A 23,451-nucleotide genomic window follows, 5' to 3' on the forward strand; every position below is an offset into this window, starting at 1 on the left:
TAAACTCCTAACAATGGGTTAAATGAAAAGGCAAATAATGGTTAGTGAGCAAGCCTTTAGGATAATAAGGGAAAGCAAAGAATTGATACCAAGATCGCCAAGCCAAGGAGCATGGTAAAAATATAAAATTGTCCTTGTCCTGTGACATTATATTTTAAGCCTTGTCCCCCAAACAGCGTCGCAATTCCTACTATATTAACAACCCCATCAACAATAAATTTATCAAACCAATTAACCGCATTGGAAACAATAGCAACTAAGGCGACAATTGTTACTCGATAAAGTTGAGGGGTGTATAAATCATAGGCAAAGAGATCTTGTAACCATTTAGGGTTAATTTGGACAGGTTTCGGAATGCGATCGCTTAAATATATAAAGGCGGCTGCACTACTACCAATTAACGTTGATAATACCAGACTTCCTGCCGTTGATAGGTTAACACTTGCTAAAGTTGGTAATAATTGCCATTTAAACAGTAAAATAGGCAAATGTAGAGCAAATCCCATCACCACTGTCATCGGCAAAACTAAAGCCCATAAACCTTCAGGAGAACGTACCGTCATGGGTTTCGGTTGACCCCCAAAAATGAGACTAAACTCACGGGCCACACTAAAGGCCGTTAACCCATTTACTAGCAATAACACCCCAAATAATAGGGGAGAAACAGACGCTAACCCTTCCGCGAGTTGTTGCAACGCCCAAAACCCCCCCAAAGGAGGAAAAGCGACTAAAGCGGCCCCACCCACTAAGTGACAAATAGCAGAAATGGGACGACGGGACCATAAACCGCCATATTGAGTTAAATCTTGGGTAATATTATTAAGAACAATTCCCCCAATACTCATCACTAATAACCCCATGGCGATCGCATAGGTTAACAACAAGAGTAAAGCCGTTTCCGTTTGTCCCGTTCCCACCGCGATAAACTCTAAGCCCATATAGGCACTCACAGTGTAGGAGAGGGAGCGTTTAACATCAATTTGAGCGATCGCAATCAAAGCCGCCCCAACTGCCGTTACAGCCCCAATAGACACCATTACCGTCAATGCTAGGGGAGATAAGGCCAAAACAGGTTGCAATTTAACCAATACCCAGGCCCCCGTAGAGACAACTAAGCCATTCCGTAGAATAGTAGCGGGCATGGGGCCTTCCATGGCCTCATCTAACCATAAATGTAAGGGAAATTGAGCGCATTTGCCCAAAGGCCCAGCAATTAAAGCTAAACAGAGTAAGGTTGCAACAGTAGGGTTAAGATCAGCAGTTTCCGCCCAAATTGCTAATTGATCATAATTCCAGGTTCCTGCTAAGGGTAATAGGGCCACCACAGCCATCAATAAAATTAAATCCCCAATCCGTTTTGTTAAAAAAGCATCTCGGGCCCCTGTTACTACCAAAGACTGGTTAAACCAAAACCCAATTAATAAATAGGTTCCCAAGGTGAGAACTTCCAGCACCACATAACTGAAAAAGAGGGAGTTACAAAGGACTAGGGAACACATTCCCCCCTCAAATAAAGCCATCAACGCATAAAAACGCGCCCATCCCCAGTCCATTTCTAAGTAACCAATGGCGTAAATTTGGGCCATTAAATTTAACCCAGTAATGACCACCAAGGCCCCAACGGTTACGGTCGAAATTTCGAGATCCAAGGTAAGATCTAACGTGGTGGTATGTAACCAAGTTGCAGAGAGATATTGAGGCGGTTTTTGCCAGATATTCCCCAAAGTAAACAAACTATGGAATAAAGCCACCAGAGTCATGATAATGCTGATATAACCAGATGGCCTGGGGCCCGTTTGACGAATAATACCAGGGGACCAGGGCAGAATTAATAATGCCCCCATCAAGGCATACAAAGGAACTAACCAGACAGTCTGGCTTAAGGAAGCTAACATGAAATTTCCTCAAAAAATGCGCTTAGAAACTAATAAGCAGGAATCAGCTAATTTTACCTTGACCTTGCCTATTGAAGACGACCTAGATTCTTTTTTTGTTAGATTTTATTATGCACAAATCATAGTATTTAGTCAATCCCTACAAACTTATTATTGAGTTATATCGATGATAAGTTTCGCTGCTATTTCACCAATGAATAATGAATAATGAATAATTATCAAGAAATTTTTATATTTTCCCTACCTTTCTGAGAAGTTTTGAGTTAGATTAATAAATTAGTAAACATTGTGATGGAATCTTATGGGCATTGACTGGAGCGAATACCGCCAAAGACGAGAAAAATTGATGGAAAAAATGGGCAAAGGAACAGCCATTTTTCGCAGCGCACCCACTTCAGTCATGCACAATGATGTTGAATATGTTTTTCGTCAGGATAGTGATTTTTTCTATTTAACAGGATTTAATGAACCAGAAGCGGTTGCTGTTTTGGCCCCCCATCATGAAGAACACCGTTTTATCTTATTTATACAACCCAAAGATCCTGACAAAGAGACTTGGACAGGGTATCGTTGTGGGGTAGAAGGGGCCAAAGAAAAGTATGGCGCAGATGAAGCCTATCCCATCGCAGAATTAGATGAAAAATTACCTCAATATCTCAAGAAAGCAGAGCGAATTTATTATCATTTAGGCAGAGATAAGCATTTTAATGATGTCATTTTATCCCATTGGCAAAGCTTAATGGCAACCTATCCTAAGCGGGGAACTGGGCCGGTTGCTATTGAAGATACTAACCATATTCTTCACCCTATGCGACAGGTAAAAAGTGCCTCTGAATTAGCGATGTTACGTCAAGCGATGGATATTTCTGCTGCGGCTCATAACCGGGCCAGAGAATTTGTAAAAGCGGGTCATTATGAGTATCAAATTCAAGCAGAAATTGAACATACTTTTCGACTTCATGGGGGAATAGGGCCGGCTTATCCTTCTATTGTGGCATCGGGTTCTAATGCTTGTATTCTTCATTATATTGAGAATAACCGTCAGATTCAAGAAAATGATTTATTGTTAATTGATGCGGGTTGTTCTTATGGTTATTATAATGGGGATATTACCCGAACATTTCCCGTCAATGGTAAGTTTACCGGGGAACAAAAAGCGATTTATGAGTTAGTATTAGAAGCTCAATTAAAAGCCATTGAATCGGTTAAACCTGGAAACCCTTATAATGAGTTTCATGATATAGCGGTCTGTGTTTTGGTACAGGGATTAATCGATTTAGGGTTATTGAAAGGAGACTTAGAGGAGATAATTAAAGAGGAAAAATATAAGCCTTTTTATATGCACAAAACTGGCCATTGGTTGGGTTTAGATGTGCATGATGTGGGGGTTTATAAACAAGGTGAAGAAACTTGGCTTCCCTTAGAAGCAGGTCATGTTTTAACTGTTGAACCTGGTATTTATATAGGCCTCGATATTAAACCCGCAGAAGGACAACCAGAAATTCCTGAAAGATGGCGCGGTATTGGTATTAGAATTGAGGATGATATTTTAGTAACAAAAACAGGTCATGAGGTTTTAACTGCTGCTGTTCCTAAAGCAATTGATGAGATTGTTTAAACACATTTTAGTTAAAAACTTATAGGTTAAAAAAGATGACAAAAGCTACAACTTTACCTAAATTAATGACTTTTGCTGAGTTTCTGGATTGGAAACCAGAAAATAGTTGTTATGAATTGTATAAAGGGATAGTTGTTGAAATGCAACCAAAGGGAAAACATGAGGAAATTTCAGTATTTTTAGCGGTGGAATTTGCTTGTTTATTTAGACAGCGTAAATTAGATTATTTTTTGCCTAAACAAGCATTAGTAAAAGTCTTTGCTGACAATAGTGGTTATTTACCTGATGTATTAGTTGTAGATAGAAATGCCCTTGAAGATGAACCTTTGTGGGAAAAGTATTCAACTCTAACTAAAGGAAAATCAATTCCCTTAGTCGTAGAAATTGTAAGTAGTAATTGGCGAGATGACTATTTAACCAAATTAAGAGATTATGAAGAAATTGGCATTAATGAATATTGGATAGTAGATTATTTAGGCATAGGTGGTTCTCGTTATATTGGGAATCCCAAACAACCAACTATTTCGGTTTATAATCTTATTGATGGTGAATATCAAGTTCAATATTTTCGAGATAATGAGCAGATTAAATCGCCAACTTTACCTGAATTAGATTTAACTGTTAATCAAATCTTTCAAGTAAGATGTTAATATTATTCATAGAGTTATGAAAATAGATTAAATGGACGTTATCCCTGCGATCGATCTGCTTGAAGGACGTTGTGTTCGTCTTTATCAAGGTGACTATCAACAATCCCAAGTTTATAACGAAAACCCCGTAGAAGTGGCGCGACAATGGGCCGATGAAGGGGCCACCCGTTTGCATTTAGTAGACCTTGATGGGGCAAAACAGGGCAAACCTGTTAACCTAAATACTATAGAAGCGATCGCCAGGGCCATCTCTATTCCCGTACAGGTAGGGGGAGGATTACGCGATCGCAACAGTGTTGCTCAACTGATTAAGTTAGGGGTTGATCGTGCCATTCTGGGGACGGTTGCAGTCGAAAACCCTGATTTAGTGCAGCAACTCTGTCAAGAATTTCCAGGTAAAATTGCTGTAGGAATAGATGCGCGTGATGGGAAAGTTGCCACCAGAGGATGGTTAGAAACCTCAGAAGTGTTAGCGACAGACTTGGCCCAAAAAATGGCAGCATTAGGCGTTACAGCCATCATTTACACCGATATCCACCGGGACGGGACATTACAAGGGCCTAACCGTGAAGCCTTACGAGAATTAGCGAATCATGTTAACATCCCTATCATTGCATCAGGGGGAGTCAGTTCCCTCACTGATGTTTTAGGATTATTAGCATTAGAACCCATTGGCGTGACTGGGGTAATTATTGGTAAAGCTTTATATACTGGGGATGTCAGCTTAACAGAAGCAGTCCGCGCAGTGGGGGCAGGAAGATGGCAAGATGTACCCCCAGACCTCGGCTCATCGGCTTTTGGCTAGGGTTAGATACTGTTAACGCTGCTGAGTCATGGCGATGATGGCTTCCACTGTCAAATCTGGGATATTGTCCAGAGTCGGGAGTCTGTCAGTTCCAGCATAAACCAGTGGGAGTTCTTGGTTTTCCCAAACCCAGATTTGTTGTCGCTGAATATCGATCAGCCAAGCAAGTTGAGTCCCGTTGCTTAAGCAGTGTAGAATTTTATTCTGTAGGTCTAATGTACTTTGAGCGGGGGAGCGAATGTAAATTAACCAGTCGGGTGAACCTTGCAGTGGGCCATCTTCATCGGAGAGGCGATCATTTTTAACTACGGCAATATCAGGGACGGGAGATAAAGGGGGGACAATACACCGCAATTCTTGGATGGCTTCATAAGCGTTGCTTTGACTGTTAATCTTGTTAACTAGGTTGCGCTGGAGACGGGAATGAAAGAGGGTTGGCATCGGTTTCTGTTTGGCTTGCCCTTGGATGAATTCCCAAGCAGGAGAAGTTTCAATGTTGGGTTGCTGGAGAAAAGCATTTAAACTGTCTAAGAGGTTAGTAATAGTAGGAGATTGCATGGTAAGTACACAGAGGTGACATCCTCCTACACTATACCGAAGGTTAGTCTTTAATTAGTACATATAAATCTAGTGCTAGGGTTTTCAGGTTAATTAGTACATATAACCCTAACGCTAGAGTTTTCAGGTTAATTAGTACATATAACCCTAACGCTAGAGTTTTCAGGTTAAATAGTACATATAACCCTAACGCTAGAGTTTTCAGGTTGCTTAAAACCCTTATAATTGAGCCATATTTTCTAACTGTTCCCTTTCCTATACCAATAAAAAACTATTATTAATCTTTTTGTACCAAACGTTCTGTACAACCAGCAACCTACCATGAAAGCATCGGAAGTTATTAACTTATACAACTAAAATCATGAATACAGTACAGTTATTACTCCGTAATGGAGTTAACCCAGAAGCTTTTAAAGTTGCCTTTCAAAACATCATGAGCGAAAATCCTGAAATTAGTTATAATTCTATTCAAGGGTTTGAAAAAAAAGGCAATGATGTATTAGTTACCCTTGAAGTTCCTGAAAATCCCAATAAAGGAAAGATAGAACATCAATTTAATGATGTGTACGAAATGAAATTAGAAGCAGTTAAACAAGCTGCATTATTAGAAGCAGAAAAAACACATAAAGAAGAAATCAAAGCATTGACCAAAGATATTACAGAAATTGCCAAACTTGCCTTAATGAACAAACCAAACTCAACCACTATTATTGATAATAAAGCCATGAATAACAGTTCAGATAGTAGCCAAAACATTACTAATTCTACTTTAACTAATTCTATTGCTAATTTAAAAGAGATTAGCGGACAAGTTACCAACAGTATTAATCAATTATCTGATAATTCTGAGGATGGAAGTGATAGCATAAAACAGCTATTAAGTCAACTAAAAACTGTCATAGAAACGGAAGAAAATCTTGATAATGAAAACAAAGCAGACGCATTAGAAGAAGTCAAAACTATTGTTGATGCTGCTAATAACATTGAAGATAGTAACCTGAAAAAGTTAGCAAAACGGTCTAAAAATGCCCTGATGGGAATTGTTGCCACCTTACCAACTGCCACCAAATTAGTGCAAGAATGTAATCAATTATTACCTGCGATCGCCAAATTATTAGGGTTATAAAAATGTACAATAGAGTTAACAGGTATTTCTACAAAAATGGAGGTAAATATGTCAACAGTAATTAACATTGGTACATTGATAGAAAGTAAGCCCAAAATACATCAAGGTTCCCCTATTATTGCGGGAACTGGGGTGACTGTGAGACGAATAGTTATCTGGTATAAACAAGGTTATAATCCTGAAGAAATTGCTGATGAAATCAATCATCTTTCCTTAGCCCAAGTTTATGCTGCATTAACCTATTATCATGCCAATAAAGAACAAATAGAAGCAGAAATAATGTTAGAAAAATCCGAAGCAGAGCGCATTGAAGATTTAGATAATTAGAGAAAGTAATTATGAGCAAAATTAGTTTATATATGGATGAAGATTCAACAACAAGATCACTTTTTATTGCCTTAAAAAGTCGTGGAATTGATGTAATTACTGCTTTAGATGCTAATTCTTTAGGATTTACAGATGAAGAACAATTGAGAAAAGCGACTTCATTGAATCGTGTTTTGTATAGTTATAATATAAGAGATTTCTATGCTTTACATACTTATTTTTTAGAGCAAGAAATAACTCACGCAGGAATAATTTTAGTTCAACAGCAAAAATATTCAATTGGTGAATTAATGCGAGGAATTTTAAAATTAATTAACTCTAAATCATCTCAAAACATGATAAATAAGATTGAGTTTTTGAGTTCTTGGATCAATTAAATATGATCAAGATTATAAAGTTATTAATATTTTATTTTGTCTTGTTTAATAACCTTTCTTTCAACTCGCTTAGCTTTTTCAAAAAACGCTTCATCTAATGGTGGAATATCCGAATAGTCAAGCTCTTCATCGGGTATAGCTTCGAGTTCTTTTGCTCGTTCTTCACTCATAGGTGGAATTTCGTCAGAATGTCTACTTACAATAGTCATAGTAAAGCCTCTTTTCTTGATGTTCAGGCCCAACACATTTATAAGAATCCGCTACAATTTAGAATAAGATAAGTTCTACTAATTTAACCAATAACTTGTGAACGCCTCACAAACCTTAATGCCTGAATTTGACCCCATTGATGCAGCCTTAGCCGATATTAAAGCCGGCCGCGCTATTATTGTCGTAGATGACGAAAACCGCGAAAATGAAGGCGATCTCATCTGTGCTGCCCAATTTGCCACCCCTAACATGATAAATTTTATGGCAGTAGAGGCCAGGGGCTTGATCTGTTTAGCCATGCAAGGGGAACGGTTAGACGCGCTAGACCTGCCCTTAATGGTCACAAAAAACACCGATAGCAACCAAACCGCATTTACCGTCAGTATTGATGCCTCACCCCATCTAGGAGTCACTACAGGCATCTCCGCAGAAGACCGGGCCCGCACCATTCAAGTTGCCATTAATCCTAACAGCAAACCCGACGATTTAACCCGTCCTGGTCATATTTTCCCGATTCGTGCGAAAGAAGGAGGAGTTCTCAAACGGGCCGGCCATACAGAGGCCGCAGTCGATTTATCTAGGTTAGCAGGTCTTTATCCCGCCGGGGTCATTTGTGAGATCCAAAACTCTGACGGTTCCATGGCCCGACTGCCTGAACTATTTGATTATGCCAAAAAACACGATCTAAAACTAATTAGTATTGCCGATTTAATTAGTTATCGTTTGAAACATGATCGTTTTGTTTATTTAGAAACAGTGTGTCAGTTTCCTAGTCAGTTTGGAACCTTTAAAATATATGCTTATCGCAATGTTTTAGATGAAACGGAACACGTTGCTATAGTAAAAGGTGATCCTGCTGAGTTTAAAGATCATTCTGTTATGGTAAGAATGCACTCCGAATGTTTAACCGGAGATGCGTTAGGATCTTTACGTTGTGATTGTCGAATGCAGCTACAAACAGCACTTAAAATGATAGAAAAAGCAGGTTTAGGTGTTGTGGTTTATTTACGACAAGAAGGCCGAGGAATAGGGTTAGTTAATAAATTAAAAGCTTATTCTTTGCAAGATATGGGACTAGATACAGTAGAAGCAAATGAACGATTAGGGTTTCCCGCAGATTTACGAGACTATGGAATGGGGGCCCAAATGTTGAATGATTTGGGAGTAAAAAAAATTCGCCTTATTACTAATAATCCTCGAAAAATTGCCGGATTAAAAGGTTATGGTTTGGAAGTAGTAGATCGTCTTCCTTTGTTAATTGAATCCAATAATTATAATTCAAGTTACTTGGCAACCAAAGCAGAAAAATTAGGGCATTTACTCCTACAAACCTATTTGATTACTGTAGCCATAGATTGGGACATAAAAACAGGTTCAGTTACAGAACGTTATGCTAATTTAGAACAGGTTCGCCAATTAAGTCGTTCCGCACAATTATTATTACAAGAAGAAACAAGGCCCGTTGCGATCGCTTTATTTGAACAGCCTTCTTTAATTTTTCATTTAGGGTTTGAACAGGCCCAAATGGTGGCTCATAATTGGTATCATCAAGGGAAACATCCTTATGTTCAGGCAATTCTGAATATTTTAGATAATCTTGTTACTTGGCCTAATATTAAACGCTTAGAATTTTTGATTTCTGCGGGAGATGATCCCATGTTAGGGTTACAAGTTAAATTAGATCGTCATAGCTTTCCCTTAATAAAAAACCCCTCTATTTGTACCCTTCCCTGGGAACTGCAAACCATTTATAGTTTTACTCAAACATAGGATATTCGGGAAGGTCAACGGCCGAGAAAAAAAACAGGCTAAAGCCTAATTCTAGAAAAACTAAGGCTACCTTCGTAGCCTGGATTTTGTTTATTTTTTGGTGTTCTTTTTCAAGATAGTTGACCCTAACCCAACCATTCCTAGACCCAATAATGTAACGATTGAAGATGGTTCAGGAGTAGTTCTTGTGACATAAATACCCGCCCAACTTTCCTCCTCATTGCCCATACTAGCAGCGATCGCTAACCATCCATTCCGTAACCCATCTCGTTCAATGGCCAAGGAGGTAATGGGTAAACCTGCGGCCGCAGAATCAAGCAGACTACCATCCATCCCTGTTTCTACCACCGTCATCAAAGGTAAATCACGGCCTAATTGAATATAAATGCCATCTTTTCCCGTCTCCACATCAGGCCCCGTTGTCCCTTTAAATGCTACCTGAGAACCACTTAAAGCGGCAAAAGCAGAAGAACGCCACCGGGCCGCTTCCCCATCTTCCTCATTTTCTGAACCTGGAACCATCCCCGAAAAGTTCCAAAAGAGGAAGGTAGAAAAGTCAACCCCTGTTTGGGCCACTAAACGAGTCCCCATTGTTGCCAAATCAGTTACAAAAATGCCTTGATTGGCCAATACGTCAAAGGCAAATTGACCCCCACCAATACCATTGGGGTTAGTCTCTGATTCTTCTAAACAAAATTGTAGTCGTTCTTGATTTCCCTCGTCAGGACAAGTCACAATCTGGGTGAAGGTTTCTGTTCCCCAGGCCCCCCAAAAAGCGACGGATTTACCATCAAAGGATAATCCTTCTCCAATGGACTTTAAACCATCAAGATCACCAATTAAATCTGATAATCCCCCAATACTGACTAAAGATTGCAAATTGGTGGGGTCATTCAAGGAAGATAAATAAATCCCCCCTAAAGTCGGACTTTCCTCATTATCCACCCCGACAAACACTGCTTGACCATTGGCCGCACTGGGTGGGGCCGTTGAGCCAAATTCTGTCCCAGTACCAGGAATTAGGGTATTACTATCGGCAATAAGTTGCACGGGAGAAAGACCCCCATTTTCAACCACATTACGGAAATATACCCCTGTTTGGGGATTCAAGCTTTCATCTGTCCAATTTCCTTTAAAAACCAGGATGTCCCCATCTGTTACCCCAGGGGCCCCCGGAAACTGGTCAAATTTCGTTCCTGGTGTGGTTCCAGGCACACTAAAAAAATCAAATCCGGCGATCGCCCCTAATTGATTGACCCCTGTGCTTAACGGCCCTGTATCCTGGGTATAAACCCCAGAAGTCCCTAATCTAGTATCATCGGGTAACTGCCAAACGGGATTAGATTGACCTCGTGAGGCAACGCGATCGCTATTTTGGTCAATACGGGGAAAGGCTGGAAATTCCGTAAAGTTGGCCATGGTGTTATTGGGTTGAGGAACTTCCATCCCACGAGTTGCAACGGGGAGAATATTCGCACCAGGACTATTCATATTACGGGTAAAAATACCTGTGGCCGGTTGACCTCCCCCCCCTTGACTGCGGCCCCGAAATACAACCAACCCATTACTATTAACAGAAGGAGGATTATAACTGTTAAAAAGGCGATCAGTATCAGGAACTAAATCACCATTATTCACTACAGTATTAAAGTTAAAACTCCCTGCCTCGGCTGGATTTCCTAATGCGACAAAACCCGTTAAAGCGAGGATACTTACTGGCAAAACATGGACAAACTTGGACATAATCTTTAGCTAGTTGTAAAAGTTTACGAAAAATGTGTTAATCTCCTTAAAGATTTATATTAAAACTAGATAAAAAGTCAAGAATTTAATCTTTTTTTAGAGTCATTTTTTTGCAACAAAAGATTAAACTCATTTTTAGTGACTCATACTAACATATAACAAAAAACCTGATATTGTTGGCGATCGCGGCGGTGGCCCTCCCCTTGGCCGAGGCTCCTCAACAGCGATCGCCTCTGAGGAAGGTAGCGATATCGGTGGTGGCAATGGGTTTGTCTTGAGTGGTTATGATCCCATTAGTGGTATTGATCGGAACCTAACCTATATCGACATCAGTGTTGTTACCGGAGGTGGGGGCAGCGGTGGAGGTAATGGCCGAAAAAATGATAGTCTTAGTGGAACCTCTCTTGATTTTAATGCGATCGCTGCTGAGATTAGCGGTTTGACAGCAACAAACAATGATGTTTTCCTCTAATTCAATTAACTTTTCCTGATGGGGGCGAACGGCTGTTCGCCCCTAACTAATGGTTGGAATGATTTTGATCTTGATTTTGATTTTGGTTCAAAATGTTAGTAATAGGATCGATCTTAAAGCCTGGGGCTGTATAATCTTCCGGTAAGTAATCAGCCGGAATTGTATTATGATTACCGTCTCGCAAAGCAGCATAATGAGGAGACAGAATTTCAATATCTCCCTCTGCACATTTATCTTGAATATTTTGATGCAGTTCTGAATAAATTTCCGCCATTTTTGTTGATTCATTGGTATAGGCATTAATTTCATAACTGATATAAAAATCATTTAAAGCAGTTTGTAAAACAAATGGGGGTGGGTTCTTTAAAATATAATCAGTAGCCTGGGCAGCAGTAATTAAAGTTTGATGAACGTGCCGCCAAGGAATATCATAGCCCAGGGTAATAGTTGTATGCAAAATTAAGGGACGTTGCAAATCTCTAGCTAAGGCACTAAAATTAATAACATTACTATTCATTATCACAGAGTTGGGAATAGTAATCACCACATTTTTAATCGTGCGAATTCTTGTTACTAACAAAGTTTTGTCTAAAATATCCCCAATGGCATCCCCAATTTTTACCCGATCTGAAACTTGAAAGGCACGGGTATAAATCAACACAAACCCTGATACCGTATTTGATACAACTCCCGTAGATCCTAAAGTAAATAAAAGGGCAAGAAAAGCAGAAACTCCTTGAAACGCCGGAGAATTAAAGCCTGGTAAATAAGGGAAGGCAAATACCGCAGCTAAAGCAATAGTTAACCAGGTTAATATTCGATAAGTGGGTTGGGCCCATTCTGCATAAAACCCGTCAAAAGAAATATTTCCTGTTTCTATTTCCCAAAAAATCCATTTTAAAAAACGAAGAGTATAATAAGTCAAATAGATAATGATTGAAACAATAAAAATGTTAGGCAAATAACCGACAAGTGCAGTCGCAACTATATCAATAGCTCTAAGTAAATAATCAAATAGAATACGACCAACTTGCCTGGTTTGGGGGAAAAACCCTAAAACAACAGGAAGAAACGCATAAAGAATAAAGAAAGTCAGAGAAATGCGAATAACTTTAACGATTTTCTTGAAGATTTTGGTTAATCTTTCTGCTGATAAAAGTTCTAAATTTTGTATTCTAATTGAGGGAATTAATGTACCTTGCCAACTATCTAAAAGACCATAAAAATAAGGGAAGATAACATCAAAAACCTTTAATGTCAATAATAATATCAGAAAAGTTACAATCGTAAAAACAATTCCTAAAACCCAATAAAAAGGCTGTCTCTCTCGGCGATATCTTTGAATAGCCTTTTGAATTATTTTTAAGCGGTCTTCGGCTAATTTTTGACGAGATTCATAGGCTGATTTTGCATCATCATCGGTAATAGTAGTTAAAGTTTTTCCTTTATATAAAAGAACAATAACATTGCCTTTATCGTCTAAATCAAAATCATCCTCATTAATTTCTAAGGAATCATCATTAGCAAGTTTATTAAGTCTTTTATTGATAATATCTGCTCGTTCTTCCGCAGAAATAGAACCAGTTGGATTTTGAATCACAAACAGAGTATCATCATCCAAAACAACAGGAAAGTTTTCTGTTTTTTCAGGACTATCTAGACTGTATATTGGGGAAAAAATGTTAGTTGAGAAAACAATAATGAGGGTTGTCAAAAAAATACAAATTCCTTTGACAAGCTGATTTTTTCTGTTCTTATTTTGTTTGATATTTATTGTCTTCATCTAATTTTAGCCCATTTCCCCTTAACTAAGAAAATAAAAAACAGCCTAAATCAATTGTGACTAAGGTTTCAAGATTTGGGTCATTTTTTTAGATTGTTTTTAGAAGATCGGTGTTAAGCTAGTTAGAAATTTAAGTTATTTAGATAAGATTCAGACAATTTAGTCAATTTTCACAGAAAAAAGGTCATCAGCAGGGGCATTCATTACCGCATCATAGCGTTCTCTTTCTGTTAAATTCTCATTCCAAGTATCTAACTGTGAGCGAGTGGATAAGGGTAAGATATATTGTAGCGATCGCCCAGTCTTTTTGTTTTTAATAATAGCGACCCCAAAGGTCTTAATATTAACCGTAGATGGTACAACTTTTAACGAATTTTGACCAGGGGTTGCTCCTGTAGCAATCATCAAACCATCAGCGACACAGGGACAAGGCGTAAACTGGCCATCTTGATAGATAACAGTCAATTCACCTGGTTTTGCCTCTAATTTTTCCATCGCATCAAGTCCGATACGAATACCCATGGCCACATAGGAACCAAAACCCCCATGAATACGCCTTCCTAATTGTACCCACTCATCAGGGGTTTCAGATTGGACAAGATTGGGAAAACTTACTAAGGAAAAACTGACTAAAATTAGGGTAAGGAATAATCTGAAAAACATTTAAAGATTGCTCAAACTTTAAAGATAATTTTGTCCTTCAATCATAGCAATTTTTAGCAAAATCTCCCTTTACCCACAGATTTTTAAGACCAGGTTAACTCCCCCTAAATCTAAAGATGTTGTAAAAATCCCCCCTAAGAGCATTGAAAGATCTTACAAAGGTAAGGCAAGATTAAAAATAGAGAGACTTCTAACCTTGAATTTTATGCTCAGCTTTATTCAATTTTCTAGATTGCCAACTTATTTGGCCCTGCATATTCCTGATGGGTTTTTAAGTTTACCAGTTAGCTTATTTTGCTGGATAATTGCTCTTGTTTTAATTGCTGTATCCTTAAAACGAGTCCAAAAAGATTATCAAGAACGAACAGTTCCCTTAATGGGGGTATGTGCTGCCTTCATTTTTGCGGCCCAGATGATTAATTTTCCTATTCCTGGGGGAACATCAGGACATCTGTTAGGGGGAACCCTGGCCGGCATTTTGTTGGGGCCTTGGGCCGGAACCCTGGTAATGACTGTGGTGTTCATTGTGCAGGCCGTTTTATTCCAAGATGGGGGTTTAACTGTCTTAGGGGCCAATATTGTCAATATGGGACTCTTAGGCACATTTTGCGGCTATTACCTTTATAAATCTATTCGGGTTACTTTAGGTCGTCAGTCCTGGAATAGTATGGCGATCGCCACTGCGATCGCTTCTTGGTTTAGTGTGGTAATTGCTGCGGTAATGACGGCATTCCAATTGGCCTTATCGGAAACTGTACCCTTAACTCTTGCCCTAATTGCTATGGTATCTTGGCATCTTGTGATCGGTGTCGGAGAAGCCATTATTACTTTAATTGCGATTAGTTTTATCTGGCGATCGCGTCCCGATCTTCTTTATGATCCGCCCCATTCTCTTAAGTTTAACCCTGACGCAAGATCTTAATTCAAAATGACTGATAATCTTCCTAATAAACGCAATCGCCTCTTAATTGTCACCGGATTAGGCATTGCTTTAATAATTGCCATCTTTGTCTCTCCCTTTGCTAGTCAAAATCCTGATGGTTTAGATCGGGTGTCCCAAGATTTAGAATTTGACCATAAAGCAGTTGAAGACGCACCCGCCCAAAAATTGCCTTTTTATCACGTTTTTGAATCCTATGACCTCCGGGGTGTTCCCGAAGGTTTAGCTAGGCCCCTCGCGGGTTTAGTGGGGACTCTGGTAACGTTTGGCATCGCTTGGGGGGCAGGAAAATTGTTGAGCCGACCAACTACTAATCATCCTCCATCAAATCAAGAAGGAACAGATAACGAATAATAGTTAACATAAGACTGTTAATAATTGTCACGGTATGCTGTTGCACATCCATTCCTTTCTCAACTCAGCCCAAAAACAGCCCCCGACATTGTGGCATTCTCTCGCCCCCCAAACACGCTTACTGTGTACCTTAATCAGTGTTTTTGCCATTGCTTTAACTCCCAATGGACAATGGAAGACTTGGGGGGTTTATGGTTTGGGGGTATTAATGACAATCTTCGTGAGTCGTGTTTCTTTGAGGCGTTTATTAGCCAGAGTTGTGATTGAATTTGCCTTTGTGGGGGTTGTTTTATTGGGAACCCTATTCCGTCCAGAAGGCCAAGTGATTTGGTCATGGGGCATCTTAAAAGTTACCACCACAGGGGTAATGGTGTTAGGCAGTGTCACCCTGAAGGTGATTTTATCGTTGTTCGTTGTGAATACCTTAATTTTGACAACTTCGATCCCCGATCTCTTTCAAGCCTTGTTAGCCTTAAAAACACCGCCCTTATTAGTGGCCATAATGGCCTCAATGTACCGTTATATTGATGTCTTAAATCGAGAATTTACCAGCATGAGACGGGCCGCCATTTCTCGTAATTTAATGAGCAATCCTCAAATGATTCGTCATGTCATGGGGAATGCCATCGGTTCCTTATTTATTCGGAGTTATGAGCGAGGAGAGTTAATTTATCAGGCCATGTTATCAAGAGGATATCAAGGAGTGCCATCATCCCCAGAGAAACTGATTTATAAAAAACGGGATATTGCAGCTTTGCTGTGGACGGGAATTATGGTGATTTTAGGACAAATCATCCATCTAATTTAGCCGATCGCCGAATTAAGCGCCCTGAAAAATTCATCTTAAAATCCCTATTCCCTGACTGACCATTTACGGATAAGATAAAGGGTGCTGAACAAAACTCAACAGTAAAACCAACCTAGGAAATGGTATATTCCGCCCCATTTCCCCCCGTTAAGGTTAATCCGATGGGGTATCTAGCGGCAAATTAAAACCTTAATGAACCAAGAACTTTTTGAAAAAGTCAAAGCAATTGTGGCCGAGCAACTCGAAGTTAAGGCCGAAGACATTACCCCAGAGTCTAGTTTTGCCAATGATTTAGGGGCTGATTCCCTAGACACAGTAGAATTGGTCATGGCCCTAGAAGAAGCATTTGAAGTTGAAATTCCCGACGAGGTAGCTGAGCAGATTGATACTGTTGGCAAAGCAGTCAGTTATATTGAAGAACAGTCAGCTTAAACCTGTTGATGACTCAACGTTAATATCCTTATCTTCCTCCCTGACTCACCTTCCTAACTGTGATGCTGGGTGGAATAGGCTCTTATCAAGCAAAAATTATGACGAATTCACAATTAAAGCGAGTAGTGGTAACAGGGTTAGGCGCAATTACCCCCATTGGCAATACCCTAACGGAATATTGGGAAGGTTTGCTAAGCGGACGCAATGGCATCGGTGAGATTACCCATTTTGATGCCGCCCAACACGCTTGTCGCATTGCCGGGGAAGTAAAAGGATTTGACCCTCACGACTACTTAGATCGCAAAGAAGCGAAGCGGATGGATCGTTTTGCTCAATTTGGAGTAATAACAAGTCTACAGGCTTTAAAGGACTCACAGCTAGTCATTAATGACCTGAATGCAGACCAGGTAGGAGTCATTATTGGCACAGGGGTGGGTGGGATCAAAGTCCTGGAAGATCAACAAGAAATTTATTTAACCCGTGGCCCAAGTCGCTGTAGTCCCTTTATGATTCCCATGATGATCGGTAACATGGCGGCCGGGTTAACCGCCATTCAGACGGGAGCAAAAGGGCCTAATACCTGTACTGTGACCGCTTGTGCTGCGGGTTCTAATGCCATTGGTGATGCTTTCCGGCTCATTCAACAAGGTTATGCCAAAGCCATGATTTGTGGTGGCACAGAAGCAGCAGTTACACCCCTCGGTTTAGGGGGATTTGCCGCAGCTAGGGCTTTATCCACCCGTAATGATGATCCAGCAACGGCCAGTCGCCCCTTTGACAAAGATCGAGATGGATTTGTGATGGGAGAAGGATCTGGGATCTTAGTGTTAGAAGAACTCGAACAGGCCTTAAACCGAGGAGCCAAAATTTATGGGGAAATAGTGGGCTATGCCATGACTTGTGATGCTTATCACATGACGGCTCCTGTCCCCGATGGCCGTGGGGCAACCCGTGCCATGGAACTTGCTTTAAAAGACGGAGGCATTTCTCCTGAACAAGTGAGTTACATCAATGCTCATGGTACCAGTACCGCGGCCAATGATGTGACGGAAACCAAGGCGATCAAAAAAGCCCTGGGAAGCCATGCTTATAATATTGCCATTAGTTCCACAAAATCCATGACTGGTCATTTGTTAGGAGGATCAGGCGGCATTGAAGCTGTGGCCACCGTGATGGCGATCGCCAATGACAAAGTTCCCCCAACCATTAATTTAGAGAATCCTGATCCTGAGTGCGATCTTGATTATGTACCCCATACAAGTCGTCCTTTGATTGTTGAAGTTGCCTTATCTAATTCTTTTGGATTTGGTGGTCACAATGTTACGTTAGCGTTTAAGAAATATCCCTGACATAATCCCCAACTAAGCTTCGCTATAGTTGGGGCTTCCTACCTCACAATAGGATATTTCTCTTAATTATTTAAGGCACATACGAATATTAGCTTGGGCAGTGTTTCCTTTAACTGAAATTGTGTATTTTTCCTGCCGTTTAGTGCGATAAAATCGTTCGGAAACCTTGAGAAATTTTGATGAGTTAGTTTGATAGGGGTCGATCATTTTTCCTTTACGGGATACGTCAACCGTTAAGTTATTATTGGCTTCAACGATTAATTGATTTTCTTGTTTAACCGAGAGAACAAATTCATGTTCACTATTAATAATACCTTGATAAACGGCACAAAAACTCTCGCTGGGAAGATAAAAATTAGAGCGTATTACAGCTAGACTTGGCAAAGTTGTCATCCAGAGAGTAGACATTACCAAAGGGGCTAAAAATGATTTCAAAATCTTCAAGACTCCAATAAATAAGAGGTGATGAGTTGCTCAACAGAGTGATTAGTCTATACAGACGAACAAAGCTTTAATATGTTGCTGAAGTTGTTAAAATCTTCTGACAATTGACAATCTTATTCGGTTCTGTTGTAAACTAAAACCAATCATTGAGAGGAAAATTAGATGGAAATTCAACAAATTAAAGCAATGATCGAACGAGCTTTGGCAGATGGCCGGTTGTCTCGTCAAGAAGATGATGATATCAAAGCTGCTATTTTTTCCGATAAAAAAGTGACTGAAGAAGAAATGAAATTATATCGAGAACTTCAAAAACAGGTGTTTGAAGGAGATATAATTCTTGATAATTAATAGGTTGTTAATATGAGTTGATATTTCTAGTAGGGCCCCCATAGTGGCCCTTTTCTGTGGTTATCATTAATGGAAAAAACAAGCGACAGGAAAGAGTAAATATTCTAAAAAGAATAATTTCCAAATAAATTGATAAAAACGAGCAATTGAATCTTTATCTTCTAAATCTACTCGTTGACTACGCCATAAAAGTAACCCCAATAAACTCAAATGAGACAAAATTAAAACCCATTCATTAATATTAGAAATTTTCAAAAATCCTATAGTGATCATACCCAAATAACAAAACAGAATAATACCATAAGTTATCTTGAAAATTGTTGATTTGCCTAGTATTAGGGTGAAGGTTGTAATATTATATTCTTTGTCTCCTTCCAGATCAGGAACATCTTTAAAAATAGCGATCGCCACAGTAAACACAACAACAAAAGCGGTTAAAATCCAAACAGTAGGCACTATAATAGAGGTGTTAATAAAACAATTACTAAAATACAAAAACAGTCCCAAATTAACAATAACACCCCTGACTGTAAAAATACATAAAGCAGCCAAAAAAGGAAACTGTTTTAACCGAATTGGTGGCAAAGAATAAGCAGTTCCAATCATTAAACTAAGGGACACAGTTACCCCTAACCACCAACCAAAAACAAAAGCAATAATTAAGGCAAAAAGACCAGAAAATCCTACAATTAAACGCCCTTGTAATAAAGAAAAATCCCCGGAAGCTAAGGGCAAATAGGGCTTATTAATCTGATCAATTTTGATGTCTTCTAATTGATTTAATCCCACAATATAAATATTGCCACACCAACAAGCAATTAAAGCCCCTAATAATTCTCTAATATGGTTAAAACTAATCTCTGTTTTAAAGGTTGCTAGAGCAATTAAATATAAGGCAAAAACACTTAAACCGGTGCCAATAATTGTATGGGGACGGGAAAACTCCCAGAAACTTGACAACCAAGATAAAGGGTTTTGCAAAAAGTTTTTAGGTTGATTGACAGAAATTTGAGACATAGATTTTTTAAGATTTCTATAATTACTTAAATACTGTAGGATAGATCAAGGATAGAGTCAACTTAGATCAGATAAATAATCTTAAACTTATATGAAAGGAGAATCGATGAAAGTTGTATTTTTTGGAACCCCTCAATTTGCTGTACCTACCTTACAAAAATTATTAGATGATCCTAATTTTGAGGTTATTGGGGTGGTAACACAACCAGATAAACGACGGGGACGAGGCAAACAATTAATTCCCTCAGCCGTCAAAAAAGTGGCATTAAACCATCCTATTCCTATCTGGCAACCTAAACGCATCAAAAAAGATTTAGATACCCTTTCACAGCTAAAAAATGCCCAAGCAGATGCTTTTGTTGTGGTTGCTTATGGACAAATTTTGTCTAAGGAAATTTTAGAAATGCCCAAACTAGGATCTATTAATGTTCATGGTTCTATTTTACCTCAATATAGAGGAGCCGCACCCATTCAATGGAGTATTTATAACGGCGATCGCCAAACAGGAATTACCACAATGTTAATGGATGAAGGTATGGATACAGGGGCGATGTTATTAACAGCTTATACTAACATTAATTTATTTGATAATGCCCACCAAATTGCTGAGAAATTGGCTAATCAAGGAGCAGAATTATTGATAGAAACATTACAAAAATTACAAAATAGAGAGATTAAAGCCATTGCCCAAGATTCAGAAAAAGCAAATTATGCCCCTTTAATTAATAAAGAAGATTATATCATCAATTGGTCAAAATCTGCCATTGAGATCCATAATCAAATTAGAGGATTTTACCCTAATTGTTTGACGAATTTTCGGGGTGATACCCTCAAAATAATAGTAACAATTCCTTTGAACTCTACTTATTTGGCTGAATTAGGGGAAGGGTTTGAAATCCTAGAAAAACAGCAAAATTCTCTTACTTCTTTAACGGGAAAACCTGGGGAAGTGATGAGTCTAATTAAAAATGTTGGCCCTGTCATTCAAACTGGAGAAGGATTATTATTATTAAAAGAAATTCAAAGATCTGGCAAAAAAGTTCAATCAGGGTGGGATTTAGTGAATGGGACACATTTAGCTTTAGGAGAAATTTTAGGTAGTGATGCTTAATTTTTGATGTCAAAAAAACGACAATTTTGACAAGGGCCTTCCGGGTTTACTGCACATCGTAAAATTTCTGAATTAGCATTAAAACGACAGTTAATATCTCCCACTATCCAACAGCCATCAAGTAAACTTTTTTCCGTGGGAGGTTGGGCAATTTGTACATAAAGGGAGATTTTATTGAGACAGTAACCACCAATTTGATAGCGATAATGATGATGACTTTCTAACACTGCATAAGTTTGTCCTGCTAATTCAATATAGTTCCCTGGTTGTGGCCTCCAGTCTAATTGAATTTTGCCTAAAAATTGATGAGGGTGCGTTAAAATTACTTCTGTCATTAAAGAATCAGCTTTCATTCTTTTATGGGTTCAGGAAATTATTCTGTATCATGATAAAGCGATCGCCTGATTTGGGTAGCTAAAAATCATCTCATTTGCCCTTTTCTGGTTTAGCCTACAAAAAACTGCTATGATACGCAAGCAATCGGTTCTAGTGGGGAACAGTCACTAGGGGTAAGGGGGAAAGTTCGGTGTAAGTCCAACACTGTCCCGCAACTGTAATGAAGCTTAAATAATAAGTTTCTAAGTCAGAATACCTGCCGATTATTCCGCTATCGTTATCAATTAAACGATATTCTTTTAACTCTATCTGCGAGGTACGGATGAGATACGCCTTCACTAAATATCAACAACGCTTCAATCTTAGCATTATTCTAACTCTTTTTACCCTATTAATCTTAACACAATCTGCCTCGGCTCATCATCCTTTCGGGGGAAAAACGCCATCAAATCTTTTTGAAGGATTTTTTTCAGGATTAGGTCATCCTATCATTGGATTAGATCATTTTGCTTTTATCATTGCCAGTGGATTATTAGGTACCAGATTTAAACAAGGATTCTTAATTCCTATTGCTTTTGTTGTCGCTACGATGGAAGGAACAGGAATTCATTTACAGGAGATTAATTTACCTTTAGCAGAAGGCATAATTGCCGCTTCTGTGATTATTTTTGGGGGGTTATTAGCCCTAAAAAATAATCCGTTATTCTCTTCCTATATTTCTATGATAATTGTAGCAACTGTGGCCATGATTGCCGGAGTTTTTCACGGTTATGCCTATGGAGAAGCGATTATTGGGGCAGAAATGAACCCCTTAGTTGCCTATTTAGCTGGCTTTGCTACAATTCAATTATTGGTTGCTTTTGCTGCTTTTGGAATCGGTAAAGTTATCATGGAAAAATTAAGTAGTAAATCTATTTCTATTTTCCGCATTGTTGGTTTAGGAATTACGGCAGTTGGCTTAGTCTTTTTAGGGGTTTCTTTTAGTAGTTGATTATTGGTATTTAGCAATAGAGACGTTATACATAACGTCTCTAACAGGTTCAATTTAATTAACAAAAATTACTTCACCAAACCAATATCCTTCTAATTCATTGATTTTTTTTGATTCAACCCCGAATAAGGGATTTCCGAGAATTAACTCCTGATTTTCTTGATCTATACCTAGTAATGCAACCGCGTGGGGAAACTGTTGACTTAACCATCTTTGCTTAACATGAAGTAAGGCTAATTGATGACGTTCTAGTAATTTATTTAAGGGGAAATCATGGTGATATTCAGGGTTTAATCCTAATTGTTTCATTGCCCTAATTTCTGAAATTGTATTAGTTCCTAATCGGTTGGTTTGTGTTAGTTTGACCACATCTTTTTCTTGAATATTAGGATATTGTCCGCTAATTCTTGCTAGGGTTGCAATACTTGCAGGCGCACAAGTAACAGTAGTTGATTGTAACACAACTCCGTCACTGGTTCTAAACTCTCCTAAATCATTAACAATAGGAGAAAACCAATACAATAGTAAACATAAACAGAAGGTGATTCCTGACAGTCCAACTAATAACTGATTTCGCCGTTTACTAGATGACCATCCAGATAATTCTAACAATAATAATAGACCACAAATAAAGAAACCAAACCCCAGTAAAACTTTATCAAAACTCGATTGAAGATACAATAAAAAAAGATGAGGAACTAGCCGAGGAAACTTATAATATATATTAGAGCGATCAAGGACAATTAATAAGGTTAAAATACCTACTAATCCCAGAAAAATGCCCCTAGCTGTTTTTTGATGCTTTTCTAGGGCATTTTCAGCAGTAATCCCTTTTTGGGATAAAGAATGACCACAAAATCCACCAAATCCGAAACCAATCATGCTAGAAATAATTAGATTGAACATATTGCAAATCTCCCTATTTATATCTATAATAACGATAATAATCAGTTAGTGTCACTGGGAAAATCACGGAAAGTTTAATCTTTTTATTCTCGTGATCTCTATCACTTTATCCACAATCAAACTATTATCACTCTCCTAATATAAAATGAGTAAATTATTAGAAATTGGACAACTGGCCCCCAACTTTACGATTAATAATCAAGATGGTAAAGGGGTTAATTTAAACGAGTTTTTAGGACAATGGTTGGTCTTATATTTCTATCCTAAAGATAAGAATATATGGGTATTATTCGTTCTACTTTTATCATTAATTCAGAGGGAAAAATTGCTTATATTTGGTCGAATATCAGGGTTAAAAATCATGCAGAAACAGTGTTAAATAAGTTACGAGAATTACAAAGTTAAGTAAAACATTAAA

27 protein-coding genes, 1 pseudogene and 1 riboswitch are annotated in these 23,451 nt (G+C 38.6%); of the genes and pseudogenes, 18 read left to right on the forward strand and 10 right to left on the reverse strand.

Annotated elements, in window-relative coordinates; all coding sequences use genetic code 11:
- Positions 1 to 56 precede the first annotated feature (56 nt).
- Positions 57 to 1,895: an NAD(P)H-quinone oxidoreductase subunit F gene (locus tag VB691_RS04305; protein WP_323290234.1), complete on the reverse strand. Its 1,839-nt coding sequence runs from the start codon at positions 1,893 to 1,895 to the stop codon at positions 57 to 59.
- Between VB691_RS04305 and VB691_RS04310 the strand changes: the two genes are divergently transcribed.
- The 4 genes from VB691_RS04310 (at position 1,894) to hisA (ending at position 4,968) form a co-directional block, all read left to right on the forward strand.
- Complete coding sequence (locus tag VB691_RS04310) at positions 1,894 to 2,052, forward strand: hypothetical protein (RefSeq protein WP_323290235.1); 159 nt, start codon at positions 1,894 to 1,896, stop codon at positions 2,050 to 2,052. The genes VB691_RS04305 and VB691_RS04310 overlap by 2 nt on opposite strands.
- Before the next feature lie 144 nt (positions 2,053 to 2,196).
- A complete protein-coding gene (locus tag VB691_RS04315; RefSeq protein ID WP_323290236.1) occupies positions 2,197 to 3,513 on the forward strand; it encodes an aminopeptidase P N-terminal domain-containing protein in 1,317 nt (438 codons plus the stop codon).
- 35 nt (positions 3,514 to 3,548) lie between these two features.
- Positions 3,549 to 4,163: a Uma2 family endonuclease gene (locus VB691_RS04320; RefSeq protein WP_323290237.1), complete on the forward strand. Its 615-nt coding sequence runs from the start codon at positions 3,549 to 3,551 to the stop codon at positions 4,161 to 4,163.
- A 31-nt stretch (positions 4,164 to 4,194) separates the two neighbouring features.
- Entirely contained in the window at positions 4,195 to 4,968 is a 774-nt protein-coding gene (hisA, locus tag VB691_RS04325; protein WP_323290238.1) for a 1-(5-phosphoribosyl)-5-[(5-phosphoribosylamino)methylideneamino]imidazole-4-carboxamide isomerase, read from the forward strand.
- A gap of 12 nt (positions 4,969 to 4,980) precedes the next feature.
- Here the strand turns inward: hisA and VB691_RS04330 are convergent, their stop codons facing one another.
- Positions 4,981 to 5,526 carry a Uma2 family endonuclease gene (locus tag VB691_RS04330; RefSeq protein ID WP_323290239.1) on the reverse strand — a complete coding sequence of 182 codons (546 nt, stop codon included), beginning with the start codon at positions 5,524 to 5,526 and terminating at the stop codon, positions 4,981 to 4,983.
- Positions 5,527 to 5,887: 361 nt separating this feature from the next.
- Here VB691_RS04330 and VB691_RS04335 point away from each other — a divergent pair, with 361 nt between their 5' ends.
- From VB691_RS04335 to VB691_RS04345, 3 genes are read left to right on the forward strand one after another with little or no spacing between them, the layout of a single operon-like run.
- Positions 5,888 to 6,652, forward strand: a complete 765-nt coding sequence (locus VB691_RS04335) for a hypothetical protein (RefSeq protein WP_323290240.1) — start codon at positions 5,888 to 5,890, stop codon at positions 6,650 to 6,652.
- A 48-nt stretch (positions 6,653 to 6,700) separates the two neighbouring features.
- Positions 6,701 to 6,979, forward strand: coding sequence for a DUF433 domain-containing protein (locus VB691_RS04340; protein ID WP_323290241.1), 279 nt, complete (start codon positions 6,701 to 6,703; stop codon positions 6,977 to 6,979).
- 11 nt (positions 6,980 to 6,990) lie between these two features.
- Positions 6,991 to 7,356, forward strand: coding sequence for a DUF5615 family PIN-like protein (locus tag VB691_RS04345; protein WP_323290242.1), 366 nt, complete (start codon positions 6,991 to 6,993; stop codon positions 7,354 to 7,356).
- 23 nt (positions 7,357 to 7,379) lie between these two features.
- Here VB691_RS04345 and VB691_RS04350 read toward each other — a convergent pair whose 3' ends face one another.
- Positions 7,380 to 7,565, reverse strand: a complete 186-nt coding sequence (locus VB691_RS04350) for a hypothetical protein (protein ID WP_323290243.1) — start codon at positions 7,563 to 7,565, stop codon at positions 7,380 to 7,382.
- A 97-nt stretch (positions 7,566 to 7,662) separates the two neighbouring features.
- On the opposite strand from VB691_RS04350, the gene ribBA reads away from it, so the two are divergent.
- Positions 7,663 to 9,336 carry a bifunctional 3,4-dihydroxy-2-butanone-4-phosphate synthase/GTP cyclohydrolase II gene (gene ribBA, locus VB691_RS04355; protein ID WP_323290244.1) on the forward strand — a complete coding sequence of 558 codons (1,674 nt, stop codon included), beginning with the start codon at positions 7,663 to 7,665 and terminating at the stop codon, positions 9,334 to 9,336.
- A 90-nt stretch (positions 9,337 to 9,426) separates the two neighbouring features.
- Here the strand turns inward: ribBA and VB691_RS04360 are convergent, their stop codons facing one another.
- Positions 9,427 to 11,079 carry a hypothetical protein gene (locus tag VB691_RS04360; RefSeq protein WP_323290245.1) on the reverse strand — a complete coding sequence of 551 codons (1,653 nt, stop codon included), beginning with the start codon at positions 11,077 to 11,079 and terminating at the stop codon, positions 9,427 to 9,429.
- 274 nt (positions 11,080 to 11,353) lie between these two features.
- Here VB691_RS04360 and VB691_RS04365 point away from each other — a divergent pair, with 274 nt between their 5' ends.
- Positions 11,354 to 11,551, forward strand: a complete 198-nt coding sequence (locus tag VB691_RS04365) for a hypothetical protein (RefSeq protein ID WP_323290246.1) — start codon at positions 11,354 to 11,356, stop codon at positions 11,549 to 11,551.
- 46 nt (positions 11,552 to 11,597) lie between these two features.
- Here VB691_RS04365 and VB691_RS04370 read toward each other — a convergent pair whose 3' ends face one another.
- Entirely contained in the window at positions 11,598 to 13,334 is a 1,737-nt protein-coding gene (locus tag VB691_RS04370) for a mechanosensitive ion channel family protein (RefSeq protein ID WP_323290247.1), read from the reverse strand.
- Positions 13,335 to 13,493: 159 nt separating this feature from the next.
- Complete coding sequence (locus VB691_RS04375) at positions 13,494 to 13,997, reverse strand: formylmethanofuran dehydrogenase subunit E family protein (protein ID WP_323290248.1); 504 nt, start codon at positions 13,995 to 13,997, stop codon at positions 13,494 to 13,496.
- A 205-nt stretch (positions 13,998 to 14,202) separates the two neighbouring features.
- Here VB691_RS04375 and cbiM point away from each other — a divergent pair, with 205 nt between their 5' ends.
- The 5 genes from cbiM (at position 14,203) to fabF (ending at position 17,880) form a co-directional block, all read left to right on the forward strand.
- Positions 14,203 to 14,919 (forward strand): cobalt transporter CbiM, encoded by a 717-nt coding sequence (cbiM, locus tag VB691_RS04380; protein WP_323290249.1) that lies wholly within the window; start codon positions 14,203 to 14,205, stop codon positions 14,917 to 14,919.
- 6 nt (positions 14,920 to 14,925) lie between these two features.
- Complete coding sequence (locus VB691_RS04385; RefSeq protein WP_323290250.1) at positions 14,926 to 15,291, forward strand: PDGLE domain-containing protein; 366 nt, start codon at positions 14,926 to 14,928, stop codon at positions 15,289 to 15,291.
- 34 nt (positions 15,292 to 15,325) lie between these two features.
- Positions 15,326 to 16,099: a cobalt ECF transporter T component CbiQ gene (gene cbiQ, locus VB691_RS04390; RefSeq protein WP_323290251.1), complete on the forward strand. Its 774-nt coding sequence runs from the start codon at positions 15,326 to 15,328 to the stop codon at positions 16,097 to 16,099.
- A gap of 192 nt (positions 16,100 to 16,291) precedes the next feature.
- A complete protein-coding gene (gene acpP, locus VB691_RS04395) occupies positions 16,292 to 16,531 on the forward strand; it encodes an acyl carrier protein (protein WP_323290252.1) in 240 nt (79 codons plus the stop codon).
- 98 nt (positions 16,532 to 16,629) lie between these two features.
- Positions 16,630 to 17,880, forward strand: coding sequence for a beta-ketoacyl-ACP synthase II (fabF, locus tag VB691_RS04400; protein ID WP_323290253.1), 1,251 nt, complete (start codon positions 16,630 to 16,632; stop codon positions 17,878 to 17,880).
- A 66-nt stretch (positions 17,881 to 17,946) separates the two neighbouring features.
- On the opposite strand, the gene VB691_RS04405 is transcribed toward fabF, so the two are convergent.
- Positions 17,947 to 18,315 carry a hypothetical protein gene (locus tag VB691_RS04405; RefSeq protein WP_323290254.1) on the reverse strand — a complete coding sequence of 123 codons (369 nt, stop codon included), beginning with the start codon at positions 18,313 to 18,315 and terminating at the stop codon, positions 17,947 to 17,949.
- A gap of 171 nt (positions 18,316 to 18,486) precedes the next feature.
- On the opposite strand from VB691_RS04405, the gene VB691_RS04410 reads away from it, so the two are divergent.
- Positions 18,487 to 18,672: a hypothetical protein gene (locus VB691_RS04410; protein WP_323290255.1), complete on the forward strand. Its 186-nt coding sequence runs from the start codon at positions 18,487 to 18,489 to the stop codon at positions 18,670 to 18,672.
- A gap of 66 nt (positions 18,673 to 18,738) precedes the next feature.
- Here VB691_RS04410 and VB691_RS04415 read toward each other — a convergent pair whose 3' ends face one another.
- Positions 18,739 to 19,689 (reverse strand): homogentisate phytyltransferase, encoded by a 951-nt coding sequence (locus VB691_RS04415; RefSeq protein ID WP_323290256.1) that lies wholly within the window; start codon positions 19,687 to 19,689, stop codon positions 18,739 to 18,741.
- A gap of 106 nt (positions 19,690 to 19,795) precedes the next feature.
- On the opposite strand from VB691_RS04415, the gene fmt reads away from it, so the two are divergent.
- Positions 19,796 to 20,800 carry a methionyl-tRNA formyltransferase gene (gene fmt / locus VB691_RS04420; RefSeq protein WP_323290257.1) on the forward strand — a complete coding sequence of 335 codons (1,005 nt, stop codon included), beginning with the start codon at positions 19,796 to 19,798 and terminating at the stop codon, positions 20,798 to 20,800.
- On the opposite strand, the gene VB691_RS04425 is transcribed toward fmt, so the two are convergent.
- On the reverse strand, positions 20,797 to 21,153 hold the full coding sequence (locus tag VB691_RS04425) for a DUF6464 family protein (protein ID WP_323290258.1): 357 nt from the start codon (positions 21,151 to 21,153) through the stop codon (positions 20,797 to 20,799). The two genes, fmt and VB691_RS04425, sit on opposite strands and share 4 nt — an antisense overlap.
- 111 nt (positions 21,154 to 21,264) lie before the next feature.
- Positions 21,265 to 21,415: riboswitch (cobalamin riboswitch) on the forward strand.
- Between the two features lie 43 nt (positions 21,416 to 21,458).
- Here VB691_RS04425 and VB691_RS04430 point away from each other — a divergent pair.
- The gene (locus VB691_RS04430) at positions 21,459 to 22,127 is read left to right on the forward strand and encodes a HupE/UreJ family protein (RefSeq protein WP_323290259.1); all 669 of its coding nucleotides are present in this window, start codon (positions 21,459 to 21,461) and stop codon (positions 22,125 to 22,127) included.
- Positions 22,128 to 22,181: 54 nt separating this feature from the next.
- Here the strand turns inward: VB691_RS04430 and VB691_RS04435 are convergent, their stop codons facing one another.
- Positions 22,182 to 23,033, reverse strand: coding sequence for a papain-like cysteine protease family protein (locus VB691_RS04435; RefSeq protein WP_323290260.1), 852 nt, complete (start codon positions 23,031 to 23,033; stop codon positions 22,182 to 22,184).
- Between the two features lie 145 nt (positions 23,034 to 23,178).
- On the opposite strand from VB691_RS04435, the pseudogene VB691_RS04440 reads away from it, so the two are divergent.
- Positions 23,179 to 23,438: pseudogene (locus tag VB691_RS04440) on the forward strand (redoxin domain-containing protein).
- The last annotated feature ends 13 nt before the right edge of the window (positions 23,439 to 23,451 follow it).

Origin of the sequence: Crocosphaera sp. XPORK-15E, from assembly GCF_034931425.1 — a bacterium.
Lineage (GTDB): Bacteria > Cyanobacteriota > Cyanobacteriia > Cyanobacteriales > Microcystaceae > UHCC-0190.

Excerpts from the sequence above, each read along its gene's own strand:
- VB691_RS04305 (WP_323290234.1), bottom strand. The coding sequence starts at position 1,895 with ATGTTAGCTTCCTTAAGCCAGACTGTCTGGTTAGTTCCTTTGTATGCC.
- fabF (WP_323290253.1), top strand. The coding sequence starts at position 16,630 with ATGACGAATTCACAATTAAAGCGAGTAGTGGTAACAGGGTTAGGCGCA.
- VB691_RS04345 (WP_323290242.1), top strand. The coding sequence starts at position 6,991 with ATGAGCAAAATTAGTTTATATATGGATGAAGATTCAACAACAAGATCA.
- VB691_RS04340 (WP_323290241.1), top strand. The coding sequence starts at position 6,701 with ATGTCAACAGTAATTAACATTGGTACATTGATAGAAAGTAAGCCCAAA.
- VB691_RS04335 (WP_323290240.1), top strand. The coding sequence starts at position 5,888 with ATGAATACAGTACAGTTATTACTCCGTAATGGAGTTAACCCAGAAGCT.
- VB691_RS04415 (WP_323290256.1), bottom strand. The coding sequence starts at position 19,689 with ATGTCTCAAATTTCTGTCAATCAACCTAAAAACTTTTTGCAAAACCCT.
- VB691_RS04310 (WP_323290235.1), top strand. The coding sequence starts at position 1,894 with ATGAAATTTCCTCAAAAAATGCGCTTAGAAACTAATAAGCAGGAATCA.
- VB691_RS04320 (WP_323290237.1), top strand. The coding sequence starts at position 3,549 with ATGACAAAAGCTACAACTTTACCTAAATTAATGACTTTTGCTGAGTTT.
- VB691_RS04350 (WP_323290243.1), bottom strand. The coding sequence starts at position 7,565 with ATGACTATTGTAAGTAGACATTCTGACGAAATTCCACCTATGAGTGAA.
- VB691_RS04435 (WP_323290260.1), bottom strand. The coding sequence starts at position 23,033 with ATGTTCAATCTAATTATTTCTAGCATGATTGGTTTCGGATTTGGTGGA.
- VB691_RS04315 (WP_323290236.1), top strand. The coding sequence starts at position 2,197 with ATGGGCATTGACTGGAGCGAATACCGCCAAAGACGAGAAAAATTGATG.
- cbiQ (WP_323290251.1), top strand. The coding sequence starts at position 15,326 with ATGCTGTTGCACATCCATTCCTTTCTCAACTCAGCCCAAAAACAGCCC.
- VB691_RS04425 (WP_323290258.1), bottom strand. The coding sequence starts at position 21,153 with ATGAAAGCTGATTCTTTAATGACAGAAGTAATTTTAACGCACCCTCAT.
- VB691_RS04330 (WP_323290239.1), bottom strand. The coding sequence starts at position 5,526 with ATGCAATCTCCTACTATTACTAACCTCTTAGACAGTTTAAATGCTTTT.
- hisA (WP_323290238.1), top strand. The coding sequence starts at position 4,195 with ATGGACGTTATCCCTGCGATCGATCTGCTTGAAGGACGTTGTGTTCGT.
- cbiM (WP_323290249.1), top strand. The coding sequence starts at position 14,203 with ATGCTCAGCTTTATTCAATTTTCTAGATTGCCAACTTATTTGGCCCTG.
- VB691_RS04375 (WP_323290248.1), bottom strand. The coding sequence starts at position 13,997 with ATGTTTTTCAGATTATTCCTTACCCTAATTTTAGTCAGTTTTTCCTTA.
- VB691_RS04370 (WP_323290247.1), bottom strand. The coding sequence starts at position 13,334 with ATGAAGACAATAAATATCAAACAAAATAAGAACAGAAAAAATCAGCTT.
- VB691_RS04385 (WP_323290250.1), top strand. The coding sequence starts at position 14,926 with ATGACTGATAATCTTCCTAATAAACGCAATCGCCTCTTAATTGTCACC.
- acpP (WP_323290252.1), top strand. The coding sequence starts at position 16,292 with ATGAACCAAGAACTTTTTGAAAAAGTCAAAGCAATTGTGGCCGAGCAA.
- VB691_RS04360 (WP_323290245.1), bottom strand. The coding sequence starts at position 11,079 with ATGTCCAAGTTTGTCCATGTTTTGCCAGTAAGTATCCTCGCTTTAACG.
- VB691_RS04430 (WP_323290259.1), top strand. The coding sequence starts at position 21,459 with ATGAGATACGCCTTCACTAAATATCAACAACGCTTCAATCTTAGCATT.
- VB691_RS04410 (WP_323290255.1), top strand. The coding sequence starts at position 18,487 with ATGGAAATTCAACAAATTAAAGCAATGATCGAACGAGCTTTGGCAGAT.
- fmt (WP_323290257.1), top strand. The coding sequence starts at position 19,796 with ATGAAAGTTGTATTTTTTGGAACCCCTCAATTTGCTGTACCTACCTTA.